The following is a 22,383-nucleotide window of genomic DNA, read 5'->3' as shown; positions in this document are numbered from 1 at the left end:
TGAGCCTAGTCGCTGGCGCTGAGTGCTCCGCTGAGTGCTCCGCTGAGTGCTCCGCTGAGCGCGGGACGATCACTGTGCGCAGGTTATGGCAGTGCGCGCACGCTAGAGCGTGCGCGCACTGCCAGAAGGTGCGCATTGTGCGGGAGGGCGCGGGAGGGTGTGCGATGCGAGCGGTTAGAGCTCGATGTCGACATCCTTCGTTTCCTTGCCCAGGAGCAGGGCGATCAGCGTGAGCAGACCCATTGCGGCCAGGTAGATTCCGACCAGGAACGGGCTGCCCTCGCCGAGTCCCCAGAGCCAGACGGCAATGAACGGCGCGACGGCAGCACCGAGAATCGAACTCACGTTGTAAGAGATTCCCGAACCGGTATATCTCACATTGGTCGGGAACAGTTCGGGCAGCAATGCGCCCATCGGACCGAACGTCATTCCCATCAGGCTGAATCCGATGACCAGCCAGAGCATGACGCCTGCGAAACCGGCGCCGAGCAACGGCACCCAGAGCAGACCAAAGACGATGATGCCGAGCGTGACCCAGATGAGTGTCTTGCGACGACCGAACTTGTCGGCCCACGGGCCGGAGAGCAGCGTGAAGATTCCGAAGAAGACCACGCCGGCGATCAACATCAGCACGAAGGTGGTGTAGCTGTAGCCGAGGCCGGGCAGCGCTGCAGAATCGCCCGGGGCGATCGGGGCTCGGCCGTAGCTGAGCGAGAACGTGGTCATCAGGTAGAAGAGAACATAGGTGGCCAACATGAAGAATGTGCCGAGAATCAGTTGGCGCCAGTGCGACCTGAACACGGCCACCAACGGGGTCTTGACGACGGTGCCGGTCTTGACTGCCTTCGAGAACGCGTCGCTCTCGACGAGCTTCAAGCGCACCCACAGGCCGACGATCACCATGACGGCGCTGAACAGGAACGGGATGCGCCAGCCCCAGTCGAGGAAGGCATCCGATGGGCGCGACGGGTCGGTCGACGGCAGCACCGCGGCAATGATCAGGAAGAGTCCGTTGGCAATGATGAAACCGATCGGCGCACCCATCTGCGGGAACGTTCCGTACCAGGCCCGTTTGCCCTTCGGTGCGTTCTCGGTTGCGACGAGTGCCGCGCCCGACCATTCGCCGCCCAGCGCGAAGCCCTGCGCGAGACGCAGAATCACCAGAAGCAGCGGAGCAAACCAGCCGATCAAGGCATAGGTAGGCAGCAGACCGATCAGGAATGTTGCGATTCCCATGGTGAGCAGAGCCGCGACGAGCGTGGTTTTACGGCCGACCCGGTCGCCAAGGTGGCCGAAGAACACGGCGCCCAAGGGGCGAGCGACCATGGCAGCGCCGAACACCGCGAACGAGGCGAGCAGTGCCGTCGTGTCATTCCCGGAGGGAAAGAAGAGGTGCGGAAAAACGAGAACCGCTGCGGTGGCATAGACATAGAAGTCGTAGAACTCGATCGTGGTGCCGATGAGGCTGGCGAGGATGACGCGACTGCGCGGGTTCCGCGGCGCGGCCGTGTCGGATCCGGTGAGGGATGTGGCGGGTGCAGACATAGAAGTGCGATGCTCCGAAATACAGGTGAGGGGGCGTCCCGTGCTGGCGTCGATCAGGCACCGGATGCAGCGGGGGAGCTCGGCAGATTGGGGGGTGGCGGCTTATGGCATCCTCTAGTACCCTATGCCTGCCCGCGCGTCGATGCGAATTCGCCCGGTATGACGCGGGGCCGTATCACCCTGCGGCTGCGGGGGCCGAGAGCTATGCTGGCCCCATGGAAACAGTCATGAGCATCCTGCACGTTGTCGCTGCCGTCTTTATCGTCGGGCCGATGGCCATTCTGCCGATGAGCGCCATGCGCGCCGTCCGGGCTGGGAACGGCAGCCAGGTCGCCGCGCTGGCGAAGTCCACCAACCTCTTCAGCCTGCTGTCGCTGCTCGTCGTTGTCTTCGGCTTCGGCGTGCTCGGCATGGCCGACGAGAAATACAATCTGTCGGTGACCACCCCCTGGGTTCTCTGGTCGATCATCCTCTATGTCATTGCGCTGGCCGTGAGTTTGTTCCTCGTCGTTCCGACCATGCGCAAGGCTGCGGAAGCCCTCGAAACGTCGGCGAATGCGTCGGCGGGTGCTTCTGGCGGGGCCGCAGCCGCTCGGTACCCTGCCATCGCGGCCGGCAGCGGAGTCGCCACTCTGCTGCTTATTGCTGTCGTCGTTCTGATGGTCTGGAAGCCGTAACTCCGGTTTCTACGACGAAGGCGCCCCGGGTTTCCGGGGCGCCTTCGTCGTTCATGGCCGGCACACGGCGCGAGAGCTGGCTATCCGCGCAGCTCCGCCAGCACGCGGGCCAGCTGGAGCGCAGCGGTCGCCGCCTCTTCGCCTTTGTCTTCCTTCGAGCCGGGGAGCCCGGCCCGGTCGAGTCCCTGCTGCTCGTCGTCGAGGGTGAGTACCCCGAAACCGACTGGCTTGCCGGTGTCCAGTGCCACTCGGGTGAGGCCATCCGTCGCAGCAGCCGAGACGTATTCGAAGTGCGGTGTGCCACCTCGAATGATCACGCCGAGAGCGACGACGGCATCCGCCCCGTTTTCAAGGGCGACCTTGCTGGCCACCGGTAATTCGAAGCTGCCGGGTACTCGGAAAAGTGACCAGGTTGCCCCCGAGTTCTCGAGCACCCGGCTGGCACCGGCGATCAATCCGTCGGTGATCACGTCGTGCCATTGGCCGGCGATGATCACCACGTTCAGTCCGGTGCCGTCGACGGCGATGGTGGGGGAGCCTGCTCCGCTCATGATGCGTGTCCTTTCACAGTCTCGGCCTCGATGTCGTCTCGAGCAGCGTCGAGGTCGAGGTTGAGGTCGGTTGATGGTGTTCCGGCAACGCCGGCGATGTGGTGCCCCATGCGGTCGCGCTTGGTGGCCAGGTAGGACGCGTTGAAGCTGGTCTCGCCCACCAGGAGGGGCACCCGTTCGGTGACGGTGATGCCGTGAGCTGTCAGCTGGCGCACCTTCTCGGGGTTGTTGGTGAGCAGGCGGATCGACGAGATCCCCATCTCGCCAAGGATTGCCGTGGCCGCGCTGAAGTCGCGCGCGTCGATGGGCAAGCCGAGGGCGAGGTTGGCGTCGAGAGTGTCGAATCCGTCTTCCTGCAGCTTGTACGCGCGCAACTTGTTGATGAGGCCGATGCCGCGCCCTTCATGCCCGCGCAGGTAGACGACGATGCCGCCCTCGGCGTCGATCGTGTCGAGCGCCGTCTGCAACTGGGGGCCGCATTCACATTTGAGCGAGCCGAACGCCTCACCGGTCAAACACTCGGAATGCACGCGCACGAGTGCTCCGTCGATCGGAGTGCCGGCGACGATCGCCACATGGTCGGCTCCGGTCATGCGGTCGCGGTAGGCACGCAGCTTGAACTCGCCGTGTGCAGTCGGCACCGTCGTCTCGACCTCGAAGTCGACGCGCGGTGTTTCCACGATAGGCGCTGCGGCCAGAATCGGAGAGTCGCGGGGCGCCTCCTGCAGATAGCTGATCAGGTCGGCGATCGTGATCACCGCGATGCCCTCACGCTCGCCGAGCAGAAGAAGCCCGGGCAGCCGCATCATCTCGCCGTCATCCGCCACGATCTCCGAGATCGCTGCAACCGGGCTCAACCCCGCGAGTTTCATCAGGTCGACCGCCGCTTCGGTGTGGCCGTCACGCTCACGCACGCCGCCGTCCACGGCGCGTAGCGGCAGAATGTGACCGGGCCGGTGCAGACTCGTCGGAGTCGAGGCGGGGTCGGCGAGCACACGCAGAGTGTGAGCGCGATCGGCCGCGCTGATTCCCGTGCTCAACCGGTCCGCCGCATCGACGGAGACCGTGTAATTCGTGCCACGCGGGTCTTCGTTGTTCGGCACCATCACCGGCAGCTCGAGCGCGTCGGCAATCTCGTTCGTCATCGGAGCACAGATGAAGCCCGAGGTGTAGCGCACCATCCAGGCAAGCCACTCCTGGCTGGCGAGTTCGGCCGAGATAATCACGTCGCCCTCATTCTCGCGGCCCTCATCGTCGGCAACGATGATCGGCTTCCCGAGGCGTAAGGCCAGAAGTGCGGTGGGAATGTCGGCGAGGCTCATGATGCGCTCCCTGCGGTTGGTGCGTACGTGTCGAATGGGGCGGATGGTGTCGGGGCGACCGACGACGGGGGAACGGATGCCGGGGCACCCGCGAACGGAATCTTTCCTGCGGCGGCGAGCGCCAGCATCCGTTCGAGGTGGCGGGCCAGGATGTCGGTTTCGACGTTGACGACGTCGCCGACGACGCGTTCACCCAGCGTGGTGGCGGCGAGCGTTTCCGGGATCAGCGAGACCTCGAACCACTGCTCGTCCTCGGTGGCCGCGCTGACGGCGCTCACCGTGAGTGAGACGCCGTCAAGCGCGATCGACCCCTTGTCGACGACGAGTGGGGCCATTGCAGCGGTGAGGCTGAATCGCAGCACACGCCAGGCGTCGCCCGGCAGCACTGAGAGTAGCTGGCTCGTGCCGTCGATGTGGCCCTGCACGATGTGCCCGCCCAGTCGGTCGCCGACCAGCGCCGCGCGTTCGAGATTGACGGCCAGTCCGGCCTCGGCGGACGAGAGGGTCGACATCTGCAGCGTCTGAGCCATCACGTCGGCGGTGAAGCTGTCGGGGGTCTGGGCGACGACGGTGAGGCACACACCGCTGACCGAGATCGAGTCACCGTGCGCGGCACCCCTGACGGCGAGCGGGCCACGAATCGTCAGGCGCGCCGCATCTGCTGAGCGGTCGACCCGCACGATATGGCCGAGTTCCTCGATGATTCCGGTGAACATGTCAGTTCCTTGTCTGTGCGGGGGTCTTGGCGTTGGTAGGGGTCTCGTCCGTGCTGGCGTCCAGCGTGCCGGGGGTCGCATTCGGCGCGATCTCGGGGTGGGCGACGACGAGAAGATCGGTGCCGATCTGCTCGACTCGGGTGAGGGTGAGGCGGCGTTGCTCGACGATGGTGCCGACACCGATGTCGACAAGCGCGGCGCGGGGGCCGCCGAGCAGGGTCGGTGCGAGGTAGATGACGTATTCATCGACGAGCCCGGCCTCGACGAATGCGCTGGCCAGCGTCGGGCCGCCCTCGATGAAGACGCGGCGAAATCCCCGCGCCCAGAGGTCGCGCACGAGTGCGGTCAGGTCGGTGCCATCGACGAAGAGGGGTTCGTGCGGATGGCTTCGCACCGCGGCATCCGTCGGGATCGGGCGGGCGCCGATCACGACCGGAACGGGCTGGCTCGGCAGCAGTGTGCCGTCGGGGTCGCGGGCCGTGAGCGAGGGATCGTCGGCCAAAACCGTGCCGGTGCCGACGAGAATCGCGTCGCTGGCCGCGCGTCGGCGGTGCACGTCGGCTCGGGCATTGGGTCCGGTGATCCATTGGCTTGTGCCGTCGGATGCCGCGGCTCGCCCGTCGAGGCTGGACGCCCATTTGAGGGTGACGAACGGTCGCCCGCGGTGCGTGGTGGTGAGCCAATCGGACAGAAGAGCCTCGGCCTCCGCGGCGAGAAGGCCCGCGTGCACCTCCACTCCCGCGCGTCGGAGTCGTTCGCCTCCGCCGGCGGATACGCCGCCAGGGTCAGCGATTGCATAGACGACGCGGGCGATTCCGGCGTCGATGAGAGCTTGGGCGCAGGGGCCGGTGCGTCCGGTGTGATTGCACGGTTCGAGAGTGACGATGGCAGTGGCGCCCGGGGCTTTGCCGTTCGGCACCTTCGCCAGGGCGTCGACCTCGGCGTGCGGAGTACCGGCGCCGCGGTGCCAGCCCTCCGCGAGTGTGGCTCCTGCGGCATCGAGGATGACGCAGCCCACCTGGGGATTCACGCCCGTGGCCGGTCCGTTCGTCGCGAGTTCGAGGGCGCGCCGCATACTGCGTGCGAAATCTGCCTGCCCGACCATTCCATCCTCATTCGTTGTGCACGAATTCCGGGGTTGGGGCGTCGCGAGTACACGAAACCAGTCGAACGGTCATAAAAACCATTCGACTCGTGCGCCTCCCATCCGGACTTTAACCGTCGGTGCTGGAATTTCACCAGCTCAACCACTTCTCCGGTAAGGGGGAAGCGGCTCGCGGACTTTCACCGCCGGTTCGGACTCTCACCGACCCCGGAGCACGTTTCTTACTTCTGATCTTAGGTCAACGGTGAGGCGGCACGAATAATTCCTCGGCCGGAACCCGTTGTTTCGCCGCACTCAGTTCGTGCCGGCGGCGGCCTGAAGCAACGCGCGCGCGGTTCCTTCATCGAGGATCAGGTCTGTCACCAGGCCGGCCGCGAGCGCGCCCTGCAGGCTTGACACCTTCGCCGCCCCCGAGGCGACGCAGATGCGCCGGGGGGTGCGACGCAGCACCTCGAATGCAGGTCCGGTGGACCGGGCGTTCACTGTCACGCCGTCGGTTGAGCCGTCACCACGGAAGAACACCGTGGCCACGTCCCCGACGGCACCCTCGCGAGCCAGCTGATCATAGTCGGCAGCGTCCAGGTAGCCGCCGCTGTAAACGTGGCTCGGAATCTCAGAAAAGGGTGAGCCGAGACCGAAGAGAACCACGTCCATTCGGGACTGCAACTCGAGCAACCGTTGGGTGCTGCGCTCTCGCCACATGGCGGTCTTGGTGTCGGGGTCGTCGAAGAAGGCGGGAACCGGAAACTGTTGCACATGGGCTTCGTAGGCTTCGCCGAATCGGCGCAGGATCTCACTCGCGTAGGCAAGCCCCGTCGTACGCGTATTCCCAGCGCCATTCAACTGCACGATTTGAGAGTTGTGAGTTTGCTTGGGCAGGAGGTGCAGCGAAATGGCTCGCACCGTCGAACCCCAGGCGATCCCCATCGACATGTTCGAGTCAAAAAACTGCCCGAGAATTCGTGCAGCAGAGAGGCCAACTCTGTTCAAGCGGTCGACGTCGCTGACTTGATCCGGCACGGGTACAACGTGCGCCTGAACGCCAAACCGCGCCAGAATGTCGCCCTCCAATCGGGCGGGAATGTCGAGGGGGGAGCGGATCTGGATATCGACCAGCCCACTCGCTCGGGCCTGACTGAGCAGTCGCGAGACCGACGAGCGTGAGGTGTGCAGTTCGCTGGCGATGGCGTCCATCGTGAGGTCTTGCATGTAATACAGATGGGCAGCGCGCAGCGCCTCGCCTGTCTTATCGAAGCGTGGGTGAGTTAAATCGGCCATGAACCTATTGTGCACGTATGTGCGGGCAGGTTGAAAGAATGTGTCGAACCACTCAGGATGGAGATGCTCGTGACGACGCTCTCTGCGCAGTCAGGGCCCACTGAGTGAAGGACAGAGCATGACCGCACAATCGCCAGCGCCCACGGCCGCACCCCGTTCCAACGTGAACAGCCTCAGCACCCGCCCGTCCGGTTCGGTACTCATCATCGGCGCCGGAATCAACGGCATTGCGACGTTTCGAGATCTCGCCCTGCAGGGCGTCGACGTGGCGATCGTCGACCGTGGCGACTACGTCTCGGGCGCGTCGGCGGCCTCCTCGCACATGATTCACGGTGGCATCCGTTACCTCGAAAACGGCGAGTTCCGCCTGGTCAAGGAATCCGTCGAAGAACGCAACGGTCTTCTGAAGATCGCGCCGCACTACGTGAAGCCACTGAAGACGACGGTGCCGATCTTCTCGACGTTCTCGGGTGTGCTCTCGGCCCCGCTGCGCTTTCTCACCCACAAGCAGGGCAAGCCGCAGGAGCGCGGCGCGCTGCTGATCAAGCTGGGACTTTCACTCTACGACTCGTTCTCGCGCGACGGGGGCACCGTTCCGCGCCATGAATTCCGTGGGGTGAAGAAGTCGCTCGCCCAGCTTCCCGAGCTGAATCCAGCGCTCAAATACACGGCCACCTACTACGACGCCTCGATGCATGACCCCGAGCGCCTCGCCCTCGACGTGCTGCGTGACGGTCTCGACGCCGGGCCGCACGCCCGTGCCGCCAACTACGTCGAAGCGATCGGAATGGATGCCGACGGGGTGCGCCTGCGCGACACCGTCACCGGCACCGAGTTCAGCTTTGCCGCCGATGTCGTCGTCAATACCTCCGGACCCTGGACCGACCTCACGAACCAGGCCCTCGGTGAAGCCAGCACGTTCATGGGCGGTACCAAGGGATCTCACGTGGTGCTCGATAACCCCGCTTTGTTGGCGGCCACCGGCGGCCGCGAGATCTTCTTCGAGCACAGCGACGGCCGTATCGTGCTGATCTATCCGCTGAAGGGTCGAGTGCTCGTCGGAACGACTGACCTCGAGCACGACATGACCCAGCCGATCCGGTGCACAGACGCCGAGGTCGACTACTTCTTCGAGCTCGTGAAGCATGTCTTCCCAGCCGTGACCGTCGACCGCTCCGACATCGTCTACCGCTTCGCCGGTGTGCGTCCGTTGCCCCGTCACGACGACGAGGTCCCCGGCTTCGTCTCCCGTGACTACCGCATTGAGTCTCGCCCCTTGGGTGCGCGCCCGGGCACACTACTCAGCCTCGTCGGCGGCAAATGGACCACGTTCCGCGCCCTCGCCGAGCACCTGAGCAATGACATCCTGAACCTCCTCGACACGCAGCGAGTCGTCTCGACCGAGGGACTCGCCATCGGTGGCGGGCGTGATTTCCCCACGACGGATGCCGCGCACCGCGTCTGGGTCGCCGCCCACGGCGACGAGGTGGGTGCGCACCGTGCCGCACAACTCCTGGCCCGCTACGGAACCCGAGCCGCCGATCTGATCGACTTCATGATCGAGGGTCCTGATGCGCCGTTGCAGCACAACGTCGACTATTCGCGTCGTGAGATCGAATATCTGGCGACGACGGAATCCGTCGTGCATCTCATCGATGTGCTGTTGCGCCGCACGAGCCTGGCCTTCGTCGGAGGTCTGAACCGTGACCTTCTCACCGAGCTGGCAACGCTGGTCGCCCCCGTGCTGGGCTGGAGCGACGAGCGCCGTCGCGACGAAATCGAGGCCGCGGCACAGGAACTGAGTGAGGCTCACGGCGTTGAGCTCGGCAGCAGAGCGGATGGCCTATTCGCGTCGGCGTGAAACCGTTGAAACTGCACGGACGTGCAGTCGCTACCGGCTTCTGCTGGTGAGTGAATCGCTAGGGTTCAATATGTTGCTCGGTGGTGAGTAGCACTCTTTCAGCATCGAAAGGACACGTGGGCATGAACACACACAGCGCCGTTGAGGCCCAATACATCCTCGCGATCGATCAGGGCACGACGAGTTCCCGGGCGATCATTTTTGACAAGGCCGGCTCGGTTATTTCGGTCGGTCAGCTCGAGCACAAACAAATTTTCCCGCAGGCCGGCTGGGTGGAACACAACCCCACAGAAATCTGGAACAACGTCCGCGAAGCGATTGGCCAGGCCCTGTCGAAGGCGAACTTGACCCGGCACGACATCGCCTCCGTCGGGATCACGAACCAGCGCGAGACTGCAGTGGTCTGGAACAAGAAAACGGGTGAGCCCGTCTACAACGCAATCGTCTGGCAAGACACGCGCACGCAGCCGATTGTCGACCGACTGGCCGCCGAGGGTGGTGTCGATCGTTTCAAGAAGCAGGTTGGTCTGCCGTTGGCCACCTACTTTTCTGGCACAAAAATCGTCTGGATTCTCGAAAACGTCACGGGGGTTCGCGAGGCGGCCGATGCGGGCGATCTCTATTTCGGCACGACCGATTCCTGGGTCCTGTGGAATCTGACCGGTGGTGTTGACGGCGGCGTGCATGCCACCGATGTGACCAACGCCAGCCGAACTCTGTTCATGGATCTGACAACTCTGCAGTGGGACGACGAGATCTTGGCTGCGTTCGACGTGCCCCGGTCGATGCTGCCTGAGATCAGGTCTTCCTCCGAGGTCTACGGCACCGTGGGCGAGCACAGCCTGCTGCGCGAGGTGCCAGTGGCCGGAATTCTCGGTGACCAACAAGCTGCGACGTTCGGCCAGGCCGCGTTCGATCAGGGTGAGGCCAAGAACACCTACGGCACGGGAAACTTCTTGATCTTCAACACGGGTGAGGACATTGTGCACTCCTCGAACGGACTGCTCACCACGGTCGGCTACAAACTGGGTGATGCCCCGGTGCACTATGCGCTCGAAGGCTCGATCGCGGTGACTGGGTCATTGATCCAATGGTTGCGTGACAACCTCGGCATGATCGAGTCCGCGAATGAGATCGAGGCGCTGGCTGCCTCGGTTGACGATAATGGCGGTGCGTACTTCGTTCCCGCCTTCTCGGGTCTGTTCGCGCCGTACTGGCGAGCGGATGCCCGGGGTGCGCTCGTTGGCGTCACCCGTTTTGTGAACAAGGCGCACATTGCCCGGGCGGCGCTCGAATCGATCGCCTTCCAGACCCGTGAAGTGCTCGACGCTGTGAACGCCGACGCCGGGGTTCCGCTCACCGAGCTGAAGGTCGATGGAGGTGCGACAGCGAACAATCTGTTGCTTCAGTTCCAGGCCGACATCCTGGATGTCCCCGTCGTTCGCCCGGTGGTTGCTGAGACGACGGCCCTCGGTGCCGCCTATGCCGCAGGCCTCGCGGTCGGCTTCTGGAATGGCCTCGACGAGCTGCGTGCTAACTGGCAGGAAGACGCGCGCTGGGAGCCGAACATGCAGGCGGACGAGCGTGACCGCCTGTTGCGCAGTTGGAAGAAGGCCGTCACGAAGTCGATGGACTGGGTCGACGACGACGTGAAATAGCGCCGAACGACGCAGGCGTCGCTGACCGGCCCGCCGCTGCTCTCGGCGCCTAAGGCACCGCCGAACGTGCCGACCGCGGCCGCACGTGCCGCCTACCCGCGACACGTGCCGCCTACCAGCCGCACGTGCCGCCTAACCACCAGCACCACCGGCGGCAGCCGACCATAGCTCCTGCATCTTTCGGAGCCGCAGCAGTGGAACTGCGTCGGCGTGGGGTGGCACGCGCCCGACGGCTACTTTCTGCAGGAGTTGTGGGTGGGGTGCCGGCCGTGGCCGATGGCTCGATGTACTAGCTGCCGCTGCCGCTGCCGCTGCCGCTGCCGCTGCACTCGCTGACCTGCCACCGATTCACTCGCCGAGTGACCACCGCCGATGCAGCCAGCGACCACAACTCCTGCAATTTCCGGATCCATTGCAGTAGAACGGCGTCGGCGTGGGGTGGCACGTGCCTCACGGATTCGTCGGGCAGGAGTTATGCACAGCCGCGCGGCACGAGGAGTAACTCACAGAAGTGGCGGAGTACCCGAAATTGACCGCCGTGCAGGGACATTCTCTGCGATATGCACACCTCACCTCACCACGGTTCTGATTTGCAGCGCATCTACCGGCGCTCTGAACTTCTAGCGAATGGCCTCACTGCTGGGGCAATTACCCACGCCGTTCGTGCTCGTACGTTAATTCGTGTTCGACGTGATCATTACGCGTTGCCCGACACCGATCGCCATACACTCGAAGCAGTTCGTGTCGGTGGCCGGCTGGGATGCGTTTCGGCAGCGGTGGAACTCGGAATCTTTGCCTTCGACGCGGCAACTACTCACGTCCATCTTGAGCGGGACGCCTCCCGGCTGAGGAGCCCTCGCAGTCGCCGCCATCGATTGGCAGATCTGCCCCGCGAGGATGTCCAGCTCCACTGGTGGCCGCTGATCGACCCGATGGAGGGGAACGAGTTCTGTATCGGCGCGCGAGACACCCTCGCGCAGATCATCCGCTGTCAGCGGCGCAATTTTGCGCTTGCAGCGCTGGATACCGCGCTACACGGGAATGTTATTGCGCACTCTGATCTACCGGTCATATTTGCCCATGTGCCCGCAAAATATCGAGCACTGTGGTCGCTGATTGATGCTCGCGCGGATGCGGGGCAAGAGAGCGTCCTTCGACAACTGATCCGAGACGCCGGCTTCAACTGCGAGATCCAAGTTCAGATCGGTGGAGTCGGACGGGTCGACGTTGTGGTTGAGAAGTGCGTCGTGGTCGAAGCCGACAGTCGCGGATTTCATAAGACGTGGGAGCAACATGTTCGCGACCGCACACGAGACCGTCTGCTCGCTGAGCGCGGTTACGTGTCACTCAGGGTTCTCTATCAGGACATCATGTTCGACCCGGACGGAGTGATCCGTGCCATCAGCGAACTGATCACACTGTGCCGGGACGGCAGCAGTCGCTCATAACTCCGGCAGACAGCGTCGAACTTCCGCGGCGAGACCGCATTCTGCGGCCATTCGAGTCGCTTGAATTAGATTTGCAGGAGTTATGCGTGCGGATGTTGGGTGTTGGGTGCTGGCAGCTGGACTCTGGTGGCCGGGGCGTACTGCTGTTGCGCCTGGCTAGAGGCGCGCCCGGTAGAACGGGGGGGGGGGGGGGGGGGCTTTGGTACGCCTGGTCAGCGAGCCCGGCCGGGCGAGGGTGAGCGGTAGGCAGGGGCGCCTGTTGGTGCGCTGGTTTAGCGAGCCAGGCCGAGAGCGAATGGAAGCTCCGCCAGCCCCTCGATGCGAATGACGCCAACCTGCTCGGCCTCGTTCGCCTCGGCGGCCTGCTCCGAGTCGAGTGCCTGCTGCGCCCCATCCGCAGCCCCCGGCGCTGCAGCGCCGAGCTCAGCGGTTGCACTCTCAATGGAATCCGCTACTGCCCGGACGGATGCAGCGGCATAACGGTTCAGCCACACCCCCGTGAGGCCGGCCCGCGCGGCTCCGATCGCGTCAGTACGCAGCCGATCGCCCACGTATGCCGCGGCGGCCGGCTCGACTCCGAAGAGCGCGCACGTGTGCCTGAAGATTGCGGGATCCGGCTTGGCAACGCCCAGTTCGCCCGAAGCGACGACGTGTTCGAAACGGCTGTCGAGCCCCGTCGCCTGCAATTTGCGGCGCTGAAAGGCCAGGTCGCCGTTGGTGATCAGACCCAGGCGGATTCCGGTTGCCGCCAGGGCATCGAGGCAGGGGAGAGCATCGTCGTGCAGTGTCCAGCTCTCTTGATAGTGCAGAAAATACGCGTCGAACCACGCGCCCGCGTCGGCCTCAGCCAGCTCGACACCGTGCGCCGCAGCGAAGTCCCGCGCCCGAGCCCGTCGCTGCCCCTGAAAGTCGAGTCGACCCGCGAGGTAGGAGTGGTAATGCCGCTCTTCGAGAGAATTCCACAGCGTGATTGCGGCAGCGGGCTCGGCCTGCGCGAACACGCCACCGGTCGAATGCATGTGCTGCAGGATGCCGTCCGCAACGGCCCGGCGGTGCGCGAACAGCGTGTCGTCGAGATCGAACAGCACGACCTGCAGGGCCGGGGCCATCATCGGCTCAGCGCCTCCGTCGGCCAACCGGGCTGGATGGACCGGTCGTCGGGTGCGTGGAGCCAGCCCTGCCACGATTGCGGATGCGACCCGTCACGATATGGCGCAATGGACGGCGCTTCGCCCGCAAAGGTGAAGCCGGCCTTCTGGGCGACCCGGGCCGAAGCGGCGTTGCCCACCAGGCATTCCCAATGAATCGCCGAGACGATGCCGTTTTCGAACGCCCAATCGGCGACGAGACGCAGCGCTTCCGGTACATAGCCGTGACCCCGGTGTGGGGCACCCAGCCAGAAGCCGACCGACCCGCTGGGCAGTCGCAGGCCGATGATGCCGAGGAATTCGCCCGTCTGGGGTGCTCGCAACGCCCAGGTGTATTCGTCGTTAGACTTCCAGCCGCTCGGAATGACGAGACTGATGAAGGTCTCGGCATCTCGGCTGTTGTAGGGCCATGGCACGGTCAAAAATCGCTCGAAGACCGGATCTTGGCAGAACTCGTACATCAGTGTGGCGTCGGCCAACACCGGCTGGTCGAGTTGGAGCAGCGGGGAACCGAGTTCAACGGGCTGCATGATTAGCGTTTCGGGAGCAAGCCGACGCGGTCGTACGCCTTGGCCAGCGTGGCGTCGGCTACCGCAGCGGCACGGTCGGCATTCTGGGCGAGCAGGCGGTCAAGCTCGGCCGGATCGTTCGTGAGCTCGAGCACGCGCTCACGAATCGGTCCGAACGTTCCGGTGACGACTTCGGCCAGCCCCTTCTTGAGATCGCCGTAGCCGCGCCCGGCGTACTCGTCTTCGAGCGACTGGACTGTGCGTTCGGCCATTACCGAGTAGATGGTGAGCAGGTTGGCCACACCCGGCTTGTTCTCGCGGTCGAAGACGATGCCGCCATCGGCATCGGTCACGGCGCGCATGATCTTCTTGGCGGTCACCGACGGCTCATCGAGCAACCAAATCACGCCCGCGTGAGACTCGGCCGATTTCGACATCTTCGCGGTCGGGTTCTGCAGGTCGTAGATCTTCGCGGTCTCTTTCACGATGTCGACCTCCGGCACCACAAACGTCTCACCGAATCGCGCATTGAAGCGCGTGGCGAGGTCGCGGGTCAGCTCGACGTGCTGGCGTTGGTCTTCGCCCACCGGCACGATCGCGGCGTCGTAGAGCAGGATGTCGGCGGCCATGAGAGTGGGGTACGTGAAGAGGCCCACTGTCGTTCCATCGGCGCCGTGCCGCTGCGACTTGTCTTTGAACTGCGTCATGCGGCTGGCCTCACCGAAGCCGGTGATGGTGTTCAACACCCAGGCGAGCTGCGCGTGCGCGGCGACATGCGACTGCACGTACAGCGTCGACTCGGCGGGGTCGATGCCGGCTGCGATGTACTGCGCGGCCGTGCGCCGCGTGTTTGTACGCAGCAGTTCCGGGTCTTGCGCCACGGTGATGGCGTGCAGATCGACGATGGAGAAGAACGCGTCATGGGTCTTCTGCAGCGCCTTCCAGTTGAGAAGGGCACCGATGTAGTTACCGATCTGCAACGAGTCGGCCGAGGGCTGCATGCCGGAGTAAAGGCGGGTCTTGGTCATAATCTGAACTTTCGTACAACGTCGGGGGCCCGAGCGGGCAGCGGGAGAAGGGGGGAGCGGTTAGAGTGCGTAGTCGACAACGACGGGCGTATGGTCCGACCATCGCTCGTCGTAGGCGGAGGCCCGGTCGACGGCATAGTTGGTGACGGATGCCGCGAGCGTGGGCGTCGCCAGCTGATAGTCGATGCGCCAGCCAGTGTCGTTGGTGAAGGCCTGGCCGCGCCACGACCACCAGGTGAACGGGCCGTCGACGTCGCCGGCCCATTTGCGGCCCACATCGACCCAGCCCAGGCCGGCTCCGGCGTTGTAGGCCGGATCGTCTTCGCTGCCCAGAATGCGGTCGAAATACGTGCGTTCGTCCGGTAAAAACCCGGCGCGCTTCACGTTGCCGCGCCAGTTCTTGATGTCGAGCCGGCGGTGCCCGACATTCAGGTCGCCGACGACCACGGCGCGCTCATTGTGAGCCTCGAGCGCCGGCAGTCGTTCGAGCATGGCGTCAAGAAAGGTGTACTTTTCGACCTGCTTGGGAGTATCGACCTCACCGGAATGCACGTAGGTGCTCACCACGGTGACGGATGTGCCGCCCACGTCATAGTCGGCTTCGAGCCAGCGGCCGGCGCTATCGAAATCGTCGGCGCCGAAGTCGACACGGTGAACGGTGGCCGAGGAGCGGCTCGCCAGCGCGACGCCGGCGCGCCCCTTCGACGTGGCTTCGTCGTGCAGAACATGCCACTCGGGCCCGAGCAGCCGCTGCAGGTCTGCGGTGGAAGCCCGAACTTCTTGAATGGCCAGGATGTCAACGTCGCGCGCGGCCAGCCACTCGCCCATGCCTTTGCGGTACGCGGCGCGCACCCCATTGGTGTTAATGCTGGCGATTCGAAGCTGCTGTGGTGACGATTGCGACATGCTGCCAGTCTAGTTTGGGCCGGCGACACCGTGTCGGTGGGCGTATTTTCGTGCGGCACGAAGCCGTCGGTCAGCCGACCAGACGGAGTACCACGGTGCATCCGCTCGTGCCTGCAGCGCGTTGCGCAGCTCCACCTCGGCCGCAATCCGCAGCGCATCGTTTTCACGCTGTGCGTCGTGCTCTGCCTGCTCGCTCTCGCTCTGTTTGTGGGCGGTGAGGCCGGCATCGGCCATCCCGACGGCGATCCAGGATGCCGCAAGCAAGATTGCCGTGCTCGTGAGCTTGAACCAGATCAAGAGGCCGATGATCACGGCAAATGCGGCGAGAAGCGGGTTTGCGCCGGCGCCGCGCAGCAGAACGCTGCCCAGAACCTTCAGCACGCCGAGCCCAATAGCGCCCAGCACGGAGCCGACCAGGAGGCGCCGGAACGGGATGTGAATTTGGGAGAGTACGCGAAAGAGCACGGCCAGAGTCACGGTATCGATCACAAGCACGATGGTGAGCCCGACGACGCGCACCGTTGCGTCGAACCAGAAGGAATCCACCGGCAGTCCGACGAGCGGAAAGAGGAGCTGCAACGCCTCCGTGCTGGCCACCGAGAGGGCGGCCGACGCCAGAAGAACGAACCCAAAGAGAAGCCCGAGGCCGAGTTCGCGCGCCTTCAGGAGCAGGAAGAATGTCGTGTTGGGCGGCATCCGAAATATGGTGCGTATCGCCTGCGCCGTGATCGACATCCAGCCGAGAGCGGTCGAGAGCAACCCAAGGAGGGCGATGGCGGCCGACCAGCTGAGCGCGGTGGAGTTGGTGAGCTCCGCGGGGTTGACGATGCCGTCTGCGCCGATCAGATTGGGGATCGACTGATTGATCGTGTCATAGAGAGCGTGCTGCAGTGCCGGGTTGGCGGTGAGCCACAAACCGGCGACAGAGAATGCCACCCAGAGCGCTGCGAACACCGCGAAGATCGACTGGTAGGACATCCCGCCGGTGAGGAGCGCGCCGCCGCTTCTCCCGAAATGGGCGAAGACGCGAACCGGACGCAGGCCGTTGACCCACTGGGTGACGGACTGCACCGCTCGGTTTACCTTGTTGATCATGGCGCTTGTTTTCACCCTCACAGCCTAGTCAGCGTGCGGCTTGGACGGCGGCAGGGCGCTCGAGCCTGGCGCCGCGAACAACACACCCCCATTACAGGGGGAATCTGGTTCTGAGGGTTCCTCGACTCTTGCCTGGCGCGGGGGCGTGAGGGAGGATGCTGAGTGCTGACCCGAACTGAGCCGGCTATCCATAACCCGAATGTGGATGGTTTGACATTGATCTCACTAACGCCGCGGCGATCCCGCGTGAAGGTCCCTCGACCTTCACGCGTTCAGTACGCCGCCATTGCGTTCGTGGCTCTGCTCGCCCTGCTCGGTTTGGGTCAGTTCTCCTCTGCCCAGGCAGTGAGCTCGTCCGATGTCCCGAGGGGCCCTGCGCATTCGTCGTCGGTACTGTGGCTTCACGCCCCGCGAGCCACAGGGCCCGGCGTCACGTCCGGCGGCGTCCCGTCCGGCGTCCCGTCCAGCGTCGACACGTCCAGTCGCGACGCCGTCAGCCTCGCCCGAACCGTGTCAGCCGAGAGCAGCGAGCCGATGCCTGACATTCCCGGCAGCGACGTGCAGCCGATCTGGTTGCTGCCGTTGGGAATCGGCGCGGTGACGCTCGGGGTGGTCTTTCTTGTCGCGCTCCGCCGGCAGAATCGCGACGATCGCGACTGATCAGGGGCGCAGACGTAAAAACGCATCCGCCCGAGAATTCGAGCGGATGCGTTTTTACGCGAACGGCAGGCTAGGCCTTGCCACGCATGATGGCCTGCTTGACCTCGGCGATGGCCTGGGTCACCTGGATGCCACGCGGGCAGGCCTCGGTGCAGTTGAAGGTGGTACGGCAGCGCCAGACGCCCTCTTTATCGTTCAGAATGTCGAGGCGCACGGCGGCGTTCTCGTCACGCGAGTCGAAGATGAAGCGGTGGGCGTTCACGATCGCGGCCGGTCCGAAGTACTGGCCGTCGGTCCAGAACACGGGGCAGCTCGAGGTGCATGCCGCACAGAGAATGCACTTGGTGGTGTCATCGAACCGCTCGCGCTGCGCGACGGACTGGATGCGCTCCTTGCCGTCCTTGGCCGGCTTGGTGGCCATGAGGAACGGCTGCACCTCCTTGAACGACTCGAAGAAAGGCTCCATGTCGACAATGAGATCCTTCTCGAGCGGCAGGCCCTTGATGGCCTCCACGTAGACGGGTTTCGTGATGTCGAGGTCCTTGATCAGCGTCTTGCAGGCCAAGCGGTTGCGGCCGTTGATGCGCATGGCATCCGAGCCGCAGACGCCGTGCGCACAGGAACGACGGAAGCTCAAGCTGCCGTCCTGCTCCCACTTGATCTTGTGCAGTGCGTCGAGGATGCGGTCCGTCGGGTACATCTCGACGTCGAAGTCCTGCCAGTGCGGCTCGTCGTCGACCTCGGGGTCGAAGCGTCGAATGATGAGGGTGACGGTGAACGGCTTGATGGCGTCGGAGGCGGGGGCCTCGGGGGTGATGGTGCTCACCGTTAGTACTTCCTCTCCATCGGCTGGTAGCGCGTGATGGTCACGGGCTTCCAGTCCAGCGCAATGTGGTCGGCGGCATCCGCGGAGTGCGGGTCGCCTGTCAGGTACGCCATTGTGTGCTTCATGTAGTTCGCGTCGTCGCGGTCGGGGTAATCGTCGCGCATGTGTCCGCCGCGGCTTTCCTTGCGGTTGCGGGCCGAGTAGACGACGACCTCGGCAAGGTCGAGCAGGAAGCCGAGTTCGACGGCCTCAAGCAGGTCGGTGTTGAACCGGCGACCCTTATCCTGCACACCGATGTTCTTGTAGCGCTCGCGCAACAGGTGGATGGTCTGGGTGACCTCGGCCAGCGACTCGTCGGTGCGGAACACCTGAGCCTTCTGATCCATCATCTCCTGCAGTTCCTTGCGAATCACCGCGATGCGCTCGGTGCCACTCGACGAACGGATGCTCTCAAGCAGGCCGCTCACAAAGCCGGCGGGGTTCTCGGGCAGCGGCACGAACTCGGCGGTCTTGACGTACTCGACGGCGTTGTTGCCGGCGCGCTTGCCGAAAACGTTGATGTCGAGCAGCGAATTGGTGCCGAGGCGGTTGGAGCCGTGCACCGAGACGCAGGCGCATTCGCCCGCGGCGTAGAGGCCCGGAACGACGGTCGTGTTGTCGCGCAGCACTTCGGCGTTCACGTTGGTGGGGATGCCGCCCATGGCGTAGTGCGCGGTCGGCATGACCGGAACCGGCTCGGTCACGGGGTCGACGCCCAGGTAGGTGCGGGCGAACTCGGTGATGTCGGGAAGTTTGGTTTCGAGAACCTCGGCACCGAGGTGGGTGCAGTCGAGGTAGACGTAATCCTTGTGCGGACCGGCGCCGCGGCCTTCCGCGACCTCTTTCACCATGCAGCGGGCGACGATGTCACGCGGAGCGAGGTCCTTGATGGTGGGGGCGTAGCGCTCCATGAAACGCTCACCGGACGCGTTCCGCAGAATGGCTCCTTCACCGCGGGCACCCTCGGTGAGAAGGATACCGAGGCCGGCCAAGCCGGTCGGGTGGAACTGGAAGAACTCCATGTCTTCAAGCGGCAGGCCCTTGCGCCAGATGATGCCCACGCCGTCACCCGTCAGGGTGTGCGCGTTCGAGGTGGTCTTGAAGATCTTGCCGAAGCCACCGGTGGCGAAGATAATCGCCTTGGCCTGGAAGACGTGGAGTTCACCGCTCGACAGGTCGTAGGCGACGACGCCGGAGGGCTGGTCCACACCGTCGACGTTGGTCATGATCAGGTCGAGCACGTAGAACTCGTTGAAGAAGTTGATGCCGCGCTTGACGCAGTTCTGATACAGCGTCTGCAGGATCATGTGACCGGTGCGGTCTGCGGCGTAGCAGGCACGGCGAACCGGGGCCTTGCCGTGATCACGGGTGTGACCGCCGAAGCGACGCTGGTCGATCTTGCCCTCGGGCGTGCGGTTGAAGGGCAGACCCATGTTCTCGAGGTCGATGACCGCGTCGATGGCTTCCTTCGCCAGGATCTCGGCGGCATCCTGGTCAACCAGGTAGTCACCGCCCTTGACGGTGTCGAAGGTGTGCCATTCCCAGTTGTCTTCCTCGACATTGGCGAGGGCCGCAGCCATCCCGCCCTGGGCCGCACCGGTGTGCGAACGGGTCGGGTAGAGCTTGGAGATGACAGCGGTTCTCGCGTTCGGGCCGGCTTCGATGGCCGCACGCATGCCGGCACCACCGGCTCCCACGATCACAATGTCGAATTGGTGGTAGTGCACGCCGTCAACGACGGTGGACTCCGCGGGCGCATTCACAGGGGCATCCGTAGTCATGGTGGGTGTGTACAGCTCCTAGCTGGCCGGGCAGAACGAGGGGAGGAGGTCGGCGGGCGAGCCAGCCGGGCAGGGGTCGAACGTGAACACGACGAGCGTGCCGAGAACGATCAAGACGACAACGGCTGCGAGAATCGCGCCCTTGAAGATGCCGCGGGTGAGGCGGGCGGATGCATAGTCGTTGACGATGGTGCGCATTCCGTTGCCGCCGTGGATGAGAGCGAGCCAGAGCATCGTCACATCCCAGACTTTCCAGAACGGGTCAGACCATTTGCCTCCGACGAAGGCGAAGTCAAGTGCGCTCACGCCCGTGCCGACCATGAGGTTGACGAAGAGGTGACCGAAGATCAGCACGACCAATACGACGCCGGAGACGCGCATGTAGATCCAGCCCCACTTTTCCCAATTGACGCCGCGCGTGCCGGAGCTGCGCGGGGTACGGGTGTAGGGGCTGCGGGGGGCTTCGATGGTGTTTGACATTGTTCTTCCCCTCCTAGTGGCTGAAGACGTTAATCAGGTGGCGGGGAACGAAGCCTGCCATCGTGATCACCCAGAGGGCGATGACGATGTAGAACAGAAGCGTCGAGTGCTTCGCATTCCAGAAGTCGATCAGGATGATGCGCAGCCCGTTGAACGCGTGGAACACGATGGCGCCGACGAGGGCGACCTCGCCGAGGCCCATGATCGGGGTTTGATAGGTGCCGATCACCGCGTTGTACGCCTCAGGACTGACACGCACGAGTGCGGTGTCGAGTATGTGGACCAGCAAGAAGAAGAAGATGGCAACGCCGGTGATGCGGTGCAGAACCCACGACCACATTCCTTGTCGGCCCCGATACAGGGTGCCGGCCGGGCGACGCGACGTTGTCTTTTGCTGAGATGTCAGGGTTCCTGCCGGTTGCTGTGGCATGAACTACCCTCCCTGGCTGAATAGTCGGCGGCCCGACGAAATTGGGGGGCCTCAGGTGCTCACCGAGCACGTGGGGCCAGTCTAGTTCCCGACGGTGACCATTTTCTGGTTAGGTATGCCTAACTAGCGAGGGACGCCGGGTAGTCTGGGCGGATGCCTCACTCCACTGATGCTCTCAGTCGCTTTTATGCAGTCATCCCCGCGGGCGGGATCGGATCCCGGCTGTGGCCGTTGTCGCGCGCGGATGCCCCGAAATTTCTGCACGATCTGACCGGATCGGGCCACACGCTGTTGCGGGACACCTGGGACCGCCTCGCCCCGCTGGCCGGGGAGCAGCGCATCATGGTGGTCACCGGTCGCGCCCACCGTGCGGCGGTCGAGGCGCAACTCCCCGAGCTCGCCGACGCCAACGTCGTTCTCGAGAGCGAGCCGCGTGAGTCCACCGCAGCCATCGGCCTGGCTGCCGCGATCCTGAATAAGAGGGAACCCGGCGTGATCATCGGCTCCTTCGCGGCTGATCATGTGATCAAGAACTCGACGGTGTTTCGCGATGCGGTGCGTCAGGCCGTCGCCGCGGCAGATTCCGGGCAGATCGTCACCCTCGGCATCCGCCCCACCGAACCCGCGATCGGGTTCGGCTACATCAAAACGGGTGAGGCGCTCACGATTGAAGGTGCCCCCAGCGCGCTGGCCGTCGAGTCGTTTGTGGAAAAGCCCGACCTGGCGACAGCGAAAATGTATGTCTCGAGCGGGCAGTACCTCTGGAACGCCGGAATGTTCATCGCACGGGCCGACCGGCTTCTCGAAGAGATCGGCGCGAGCGAACCCACACTTCTGGCGGGGCTGCTCGAACTGGCCGACGCCTGGGACACGCCGGAGCGTGGAATCGTCGTCGATCGGGTCTGGCCGAATTTGAAGAAGATCGCCATCGACTACACGGTGGCCGAGCCCGCAGCCGCAGCCGGCAAACTCGCCGTGGTTCCCGGCCAATTCGATTGGGATGACGTGGGGGACTTCGCCTCGATCGCCAAGATCCATTCGGGCGGGCGTAAGCGAGACCTGGCCATTCTGGGCGAGGGCGCGCGCGTTCTGGCTGACTCGTCGAGCGGCATCGTCGTGAGCCACACGAAACGGATGATCGCGTTGATCGGCGTCGAAGACATCGTCGTCGTCGACACGCCGGACGCGCTGCTCGTGACAACGAGCGCGAATGCGCAGCGCGTGAAGGCCGTGGTCGACGCGCTCAAGCTGTCCGGATCGACCGACGTGCTCTAATCTCTCGATCATGAGTTCTTCCTGACTGCTCGTATCCCTTCCTGA

Annotated in this window: 21 protein-coding genes and 1 riboswitch; of the genes, 6 read left to right on the top strand and 15 right to left on the bottom strand. The window is 64.3% G+C overall.

Translation table 11 applies throughout. From position 1 onward, the window contains the following. Positions 1 to 174: 174 nt before the first annotated feature. Complete coding sequence (locus HNR05_RS10415) at positions 175 to 1,545, bottom strand: MFS transporter (protein ID WP_179578947.1); 1,371 nt, start codon at positions 1,543 to 1,545, stop codon at positions 175 to 177. Positions 1,546 to 1,760: 215 nt separating this feature from the next. Here HNR05_RS10415 and HNR05_RS10410 point away from each other — a divergent pair, with 215 nt between their 5' ends. After that, positions 1,761 to 2,222 (top strand): DUF2269 family protein, encoded by a 462-nt coding sequence (locus HNR05_RS10410; protein ID WP_179578946.1) that lies wholly within the window; start codon positions 1,761 to 1,763, stop codon positions 2,220 to 2,222. Positions 2,223 to 2,302: 80 nt separating this feature from the next. On the opposite strand, the gene ribH is transcribed toward HNR05_RS10410, so the two are convergent. The 5 genes from ribH to HNR05_RS10385 all read right to left on the bottom strand — a co-directional run bounded on the left by ribH (position 2,303) and on the right by HNR05_RS10385 (position 7,194). Continuing rightward, positions 2,303 to 2,773 carry a 6,7-dimethyl-8-ribityllumazine synthase gene (ribH, locus tag HNR05_RS10405; protein WP_179578945.1) on the bottom strand — a complete coding sequence of 157 codons (471 nt, stop codon included), beginning with the start codon at positions 2,771 to 2,773 and terminating at the stop codon, positions 2,303 to 2,305. Further along, positions 2,770 to 4,095 (bottom strand): GTP cyclohydrolase II, encoded by a 1,326-nt coding sequence (gene ribA, locus HNR05_RS10400; protein WP_179578944.1) that lies wholly within the window; start codon positions 4,093 to 4,095, stop codon positions 2,770 to 2,772. Before ribA ends, ribH begins: the two co-directional genes overlap by 4 nt. Further along, a complete protein-coding gene (locus HNR05_RS10395; protein ID WP_179578943.1) occupies positions 4,092 to 4,811 on the bottom strand; it encodes a riboflavin synthase in 720 nt (239 codons plus the stop codon). The genes ribA and HNR05_RS10395 overlap by 4 nt, the downstream gene beginning before the upstream one ends. 1 nt (position 4,812) lies before the next feature. Further along, a complete protein-coding gene (gene ribD / locus HNR05_RS10390; RefSeq protein ID WP_179578942.1) occupies positions 4,813 to 5,916 on the bottom strand; it encodes a bifunctional diaminohydroxyphosphoribosylaminopyrimidine deaminase/5-amino-6-(5-phosphoribosylamino)uracil reductase RibD in 1,104 nt (367 codons plus the stop codon). 86 nt (positions 5,917 to 6,002) lie between these two features. After that, positions 6,003 to 6,135: riboswitch (FMN riboswitch) on the bottom strand. A 75-nt stretch (positions 6,136 to 6,210) separates the two neighbouring features. Further along, positions 6,211 to 7,194, bottom strand: coding sequence for a sugar-binding transcriptional regulator (locus HNR05_RS10385; protein ID WP_179578941.1), 984 nt, complete (start codon positions 7,192 to 7,194; stop codon positions 6,211 to 6,213). A gap of 118 nt (positions 7,195 to 7,312) precedes the next feature. Between HNR05_RS10385 and HNR05_RS10380 the strand changes: the two genes are divergently transcribed. The 3 genes from HNR05_RS10380 (at position 7,313) to HNR05_RS10370 (ending at position 12,161) form a co-directional block, all read left to right on the top strand. Then, positions 7,313 to 9,055 carry a glycerol-3-phosphate dehydrogenase/oxidase gene (locus tag HNR05_RS10380; RefSeq protein WP_179578940.1) on the top strand — a complete coding sequence of 581 codons (1,743 nt, stop codon included), beginning with the start codon at positions 7,313 to 7,315 and terminating at the stop codon, positions 9,053 to 9,055. A 122-nt stretch (positions 9,056 to 9,177) separates the two neighbouring features. Continuing rightward, positions 9,178 to 10,713, top strand: coding sequence for a glycerol kinase GlpK (gene glpK, locus HNR05_RS10375; RefSeq protein WP_179578939.1), 1,536 nt, complete (start codon positions 9,178 to 9,180; stop codon positions 10,711 to 10,713). Positions 10,714 to 11,273: 560 nt separating this feature from the next. After that, a complete protein-coding gene (locus HNR05_RS10370; protein ID WP_179578938.1) occupies positions 11,274 to 12,161 on the top strand; it encodes a DUF559 domain-containing protein in 888 nt (295 codons plus the stop codon). A 272-nt stretch (positions 12,162 to 12,433) separates the two neighbouring features. On the opposite strand, the gene HNR05_RS10365 is transcribed toward HNR05_RS10370, so the two are convergent. From HNR05_RS10365 to HNR05_RS10345, 5 genes are read right to left on the bottom strand one after another with little or no spacing between them, the layout of a single operon-like run. Then, positions 12,434 to 13,273, bottom strand: coding sequence for an HAD family hydrolase (locus HNR05_RS10365; RefSeq protein ID WP_246318385.1), 840 nt, complete (start codon positions 13,271 to 13,273; stop codon positions 12,434 to 12,436). Next, positions 13,270 to 13,839, bottom strand: coding sequence for a GNAT family N-acetyltransferase (locus HNR05_RS10360; RefSeq protein WP_179578937.1), 570 nt, complete (start codon positions 13,837 to 13,839; stop codon positions 13,270 to 13,272). The genes HNR05_RS10365 and HNR05_RS10360 overlap by 4 nt, the downstream gene beginning before the upstream one ends. A gap of 2 nt (positions 13,840 to 13,841) precedes the next feature. Beyond that, positions 13,842 to 14,846, bottom strand: a complete 1,005-nt coding sequence (gene trpS / locus HNR05_RS10355; RefSeq protein ID WP_179578936.1) for a tryptophan--tRNA ligase — start codon at positions 14,844 to 14,846, stop codon at positions 13,842 to 13,844. Between the two features lie 60 nt (positions 14,847 to 14,906). Then, positions 14,907 to 15,752 carry an exodeoxyribonuclease III gene (locus HNR05_RS10350; protein ID WP_179578935.1) on the bottom strand — a complete coding sequence of 282 codons (846 nt, stop codon included), beginning with the start codon at positions 15,750 to 15,752 and terminating at the stop codon, positions 14,907 to 14,909. Positions 15,753 to 15,761: 9 nt separating this feature from the next. Then, complete coding sequence (locus HNR05_RS10345) at positions 15,762 to 16,847, bottom strand: YihY/virulence factor BrkB family protein (RefSeq protein WP_179578934.1); 1,086 nt, start codon at positions 16,845 to 16,847, stop codon at positions 15,762 to 15,764. Positions 16,848 to 17,381: 534 nt separating this feature from the next. On the opposite strand from HNR05_RS10345, the gene HNR05_RS17790 reads away from it, so the two are divergent. Then, on the top strand, positions 17,382 to 17,507 hold the full coding sequence (locus HNR05_RS17790; RefSeq protein ID WP_281369811.1) for a hypothetical protein: 126 nt from the start codon (positions 17,382 to 17,384) through the stop codon (positions 17,505 to 17,507). 70 nt (positions 17,508 to 17,577) lie between these two features. Here the strand turns inward: HNR05_RS17790 and HNR05_RS10340 are convergent, their stop codons facing one another. Genes HNR05_RS10340 through sdhC form a run of 4 tightly spaced genes read right to left on the bottom strand, consistent with a single transcriptional unit; the run spans position 17,578 to position 21,063 of the window. Beyond that, positions 17,578 to 18,333 (bottom strand): succinate dehydrogenase iron-sulfur subunit, encoded by a 756-nt coding sequence (locus HNR05_RS10340; protein ID WP_179578933.1) that lies wholly within the window; start codon positions 18,331 to 18,333, stop codon positions 17,578 to 17,580. Between the two features lie 2 nt (positions 18,334 to 18,335). Beyond that, positions 18,336 to 20,153 carry a succinate dehydrogenase flavoprotein subunit gene (gene sdhA / locus HNR05_RS10335; protein ID WP_179578932.1) on the bottom strand — a complete coding sequence of 606 codons (1,818 nt, stop codon included), beginning with the start codon at positions 20,151 to 20,153 and terminating at the stop codon, positions 18,336 to 18,338. 18 nt (positions 20,154 to 20,171) lie between these two features. Then, positions 20,172 to 20,633 (bottom strand): succinate dehydrogenase hydrophobic membrane anchor subunit, encoded by a 462-nt coding sequence (locus tag HNR05_RS10330; RefSeq protein WP_179578931.1) that lies wholly within the window; start codon positions 20,631 to 20,633, stop codon positions 20,172 to 20,174. Between the two features lie 13 nt (positions 20,634 to 20,646). Further along, entirely contained in the window at positions 20,647 to 21,063 is a 417-nt protein-coding gene (gene sdhC / locus HNR05_RS10325) for a succinate dehydrogenase, cytochrome b556 subunit (protein WP_179578930.1), read from the bottom strand. Between the two features lie 153 nt (positions 21,064 to 21,216). On the opposite strand from sdhC, the gene HNR05_RS10320 reads away from it, so the two are divergent. After that, a complete protein-coding gene (locus tag HNR05_RS10320) occupies positions 21,217 to 22,338 on the top strand; it encodes a mannose-1-phosphate guanylyltransferase (protein WP_179578929.1) in 1,122 nt (373 codons plus the stop codon). Positions 22,339 to 22,383: the final 45 nt, after the last annotated feature.

Source organism: Leifsonia psychrotolerans (assembly GCF_013410665.1).
Taxonomy (GTDB): domain Bacteria; phylum Actinomycetota; class Actinomycetes; order Actinomycetales; family Microbacteriaceae; genus Cryobacterium; species Cryobacterium psychrotolerans_A.
This window is presented reverse-complemented; position numbering and strand designations above follow the sequence as displayed.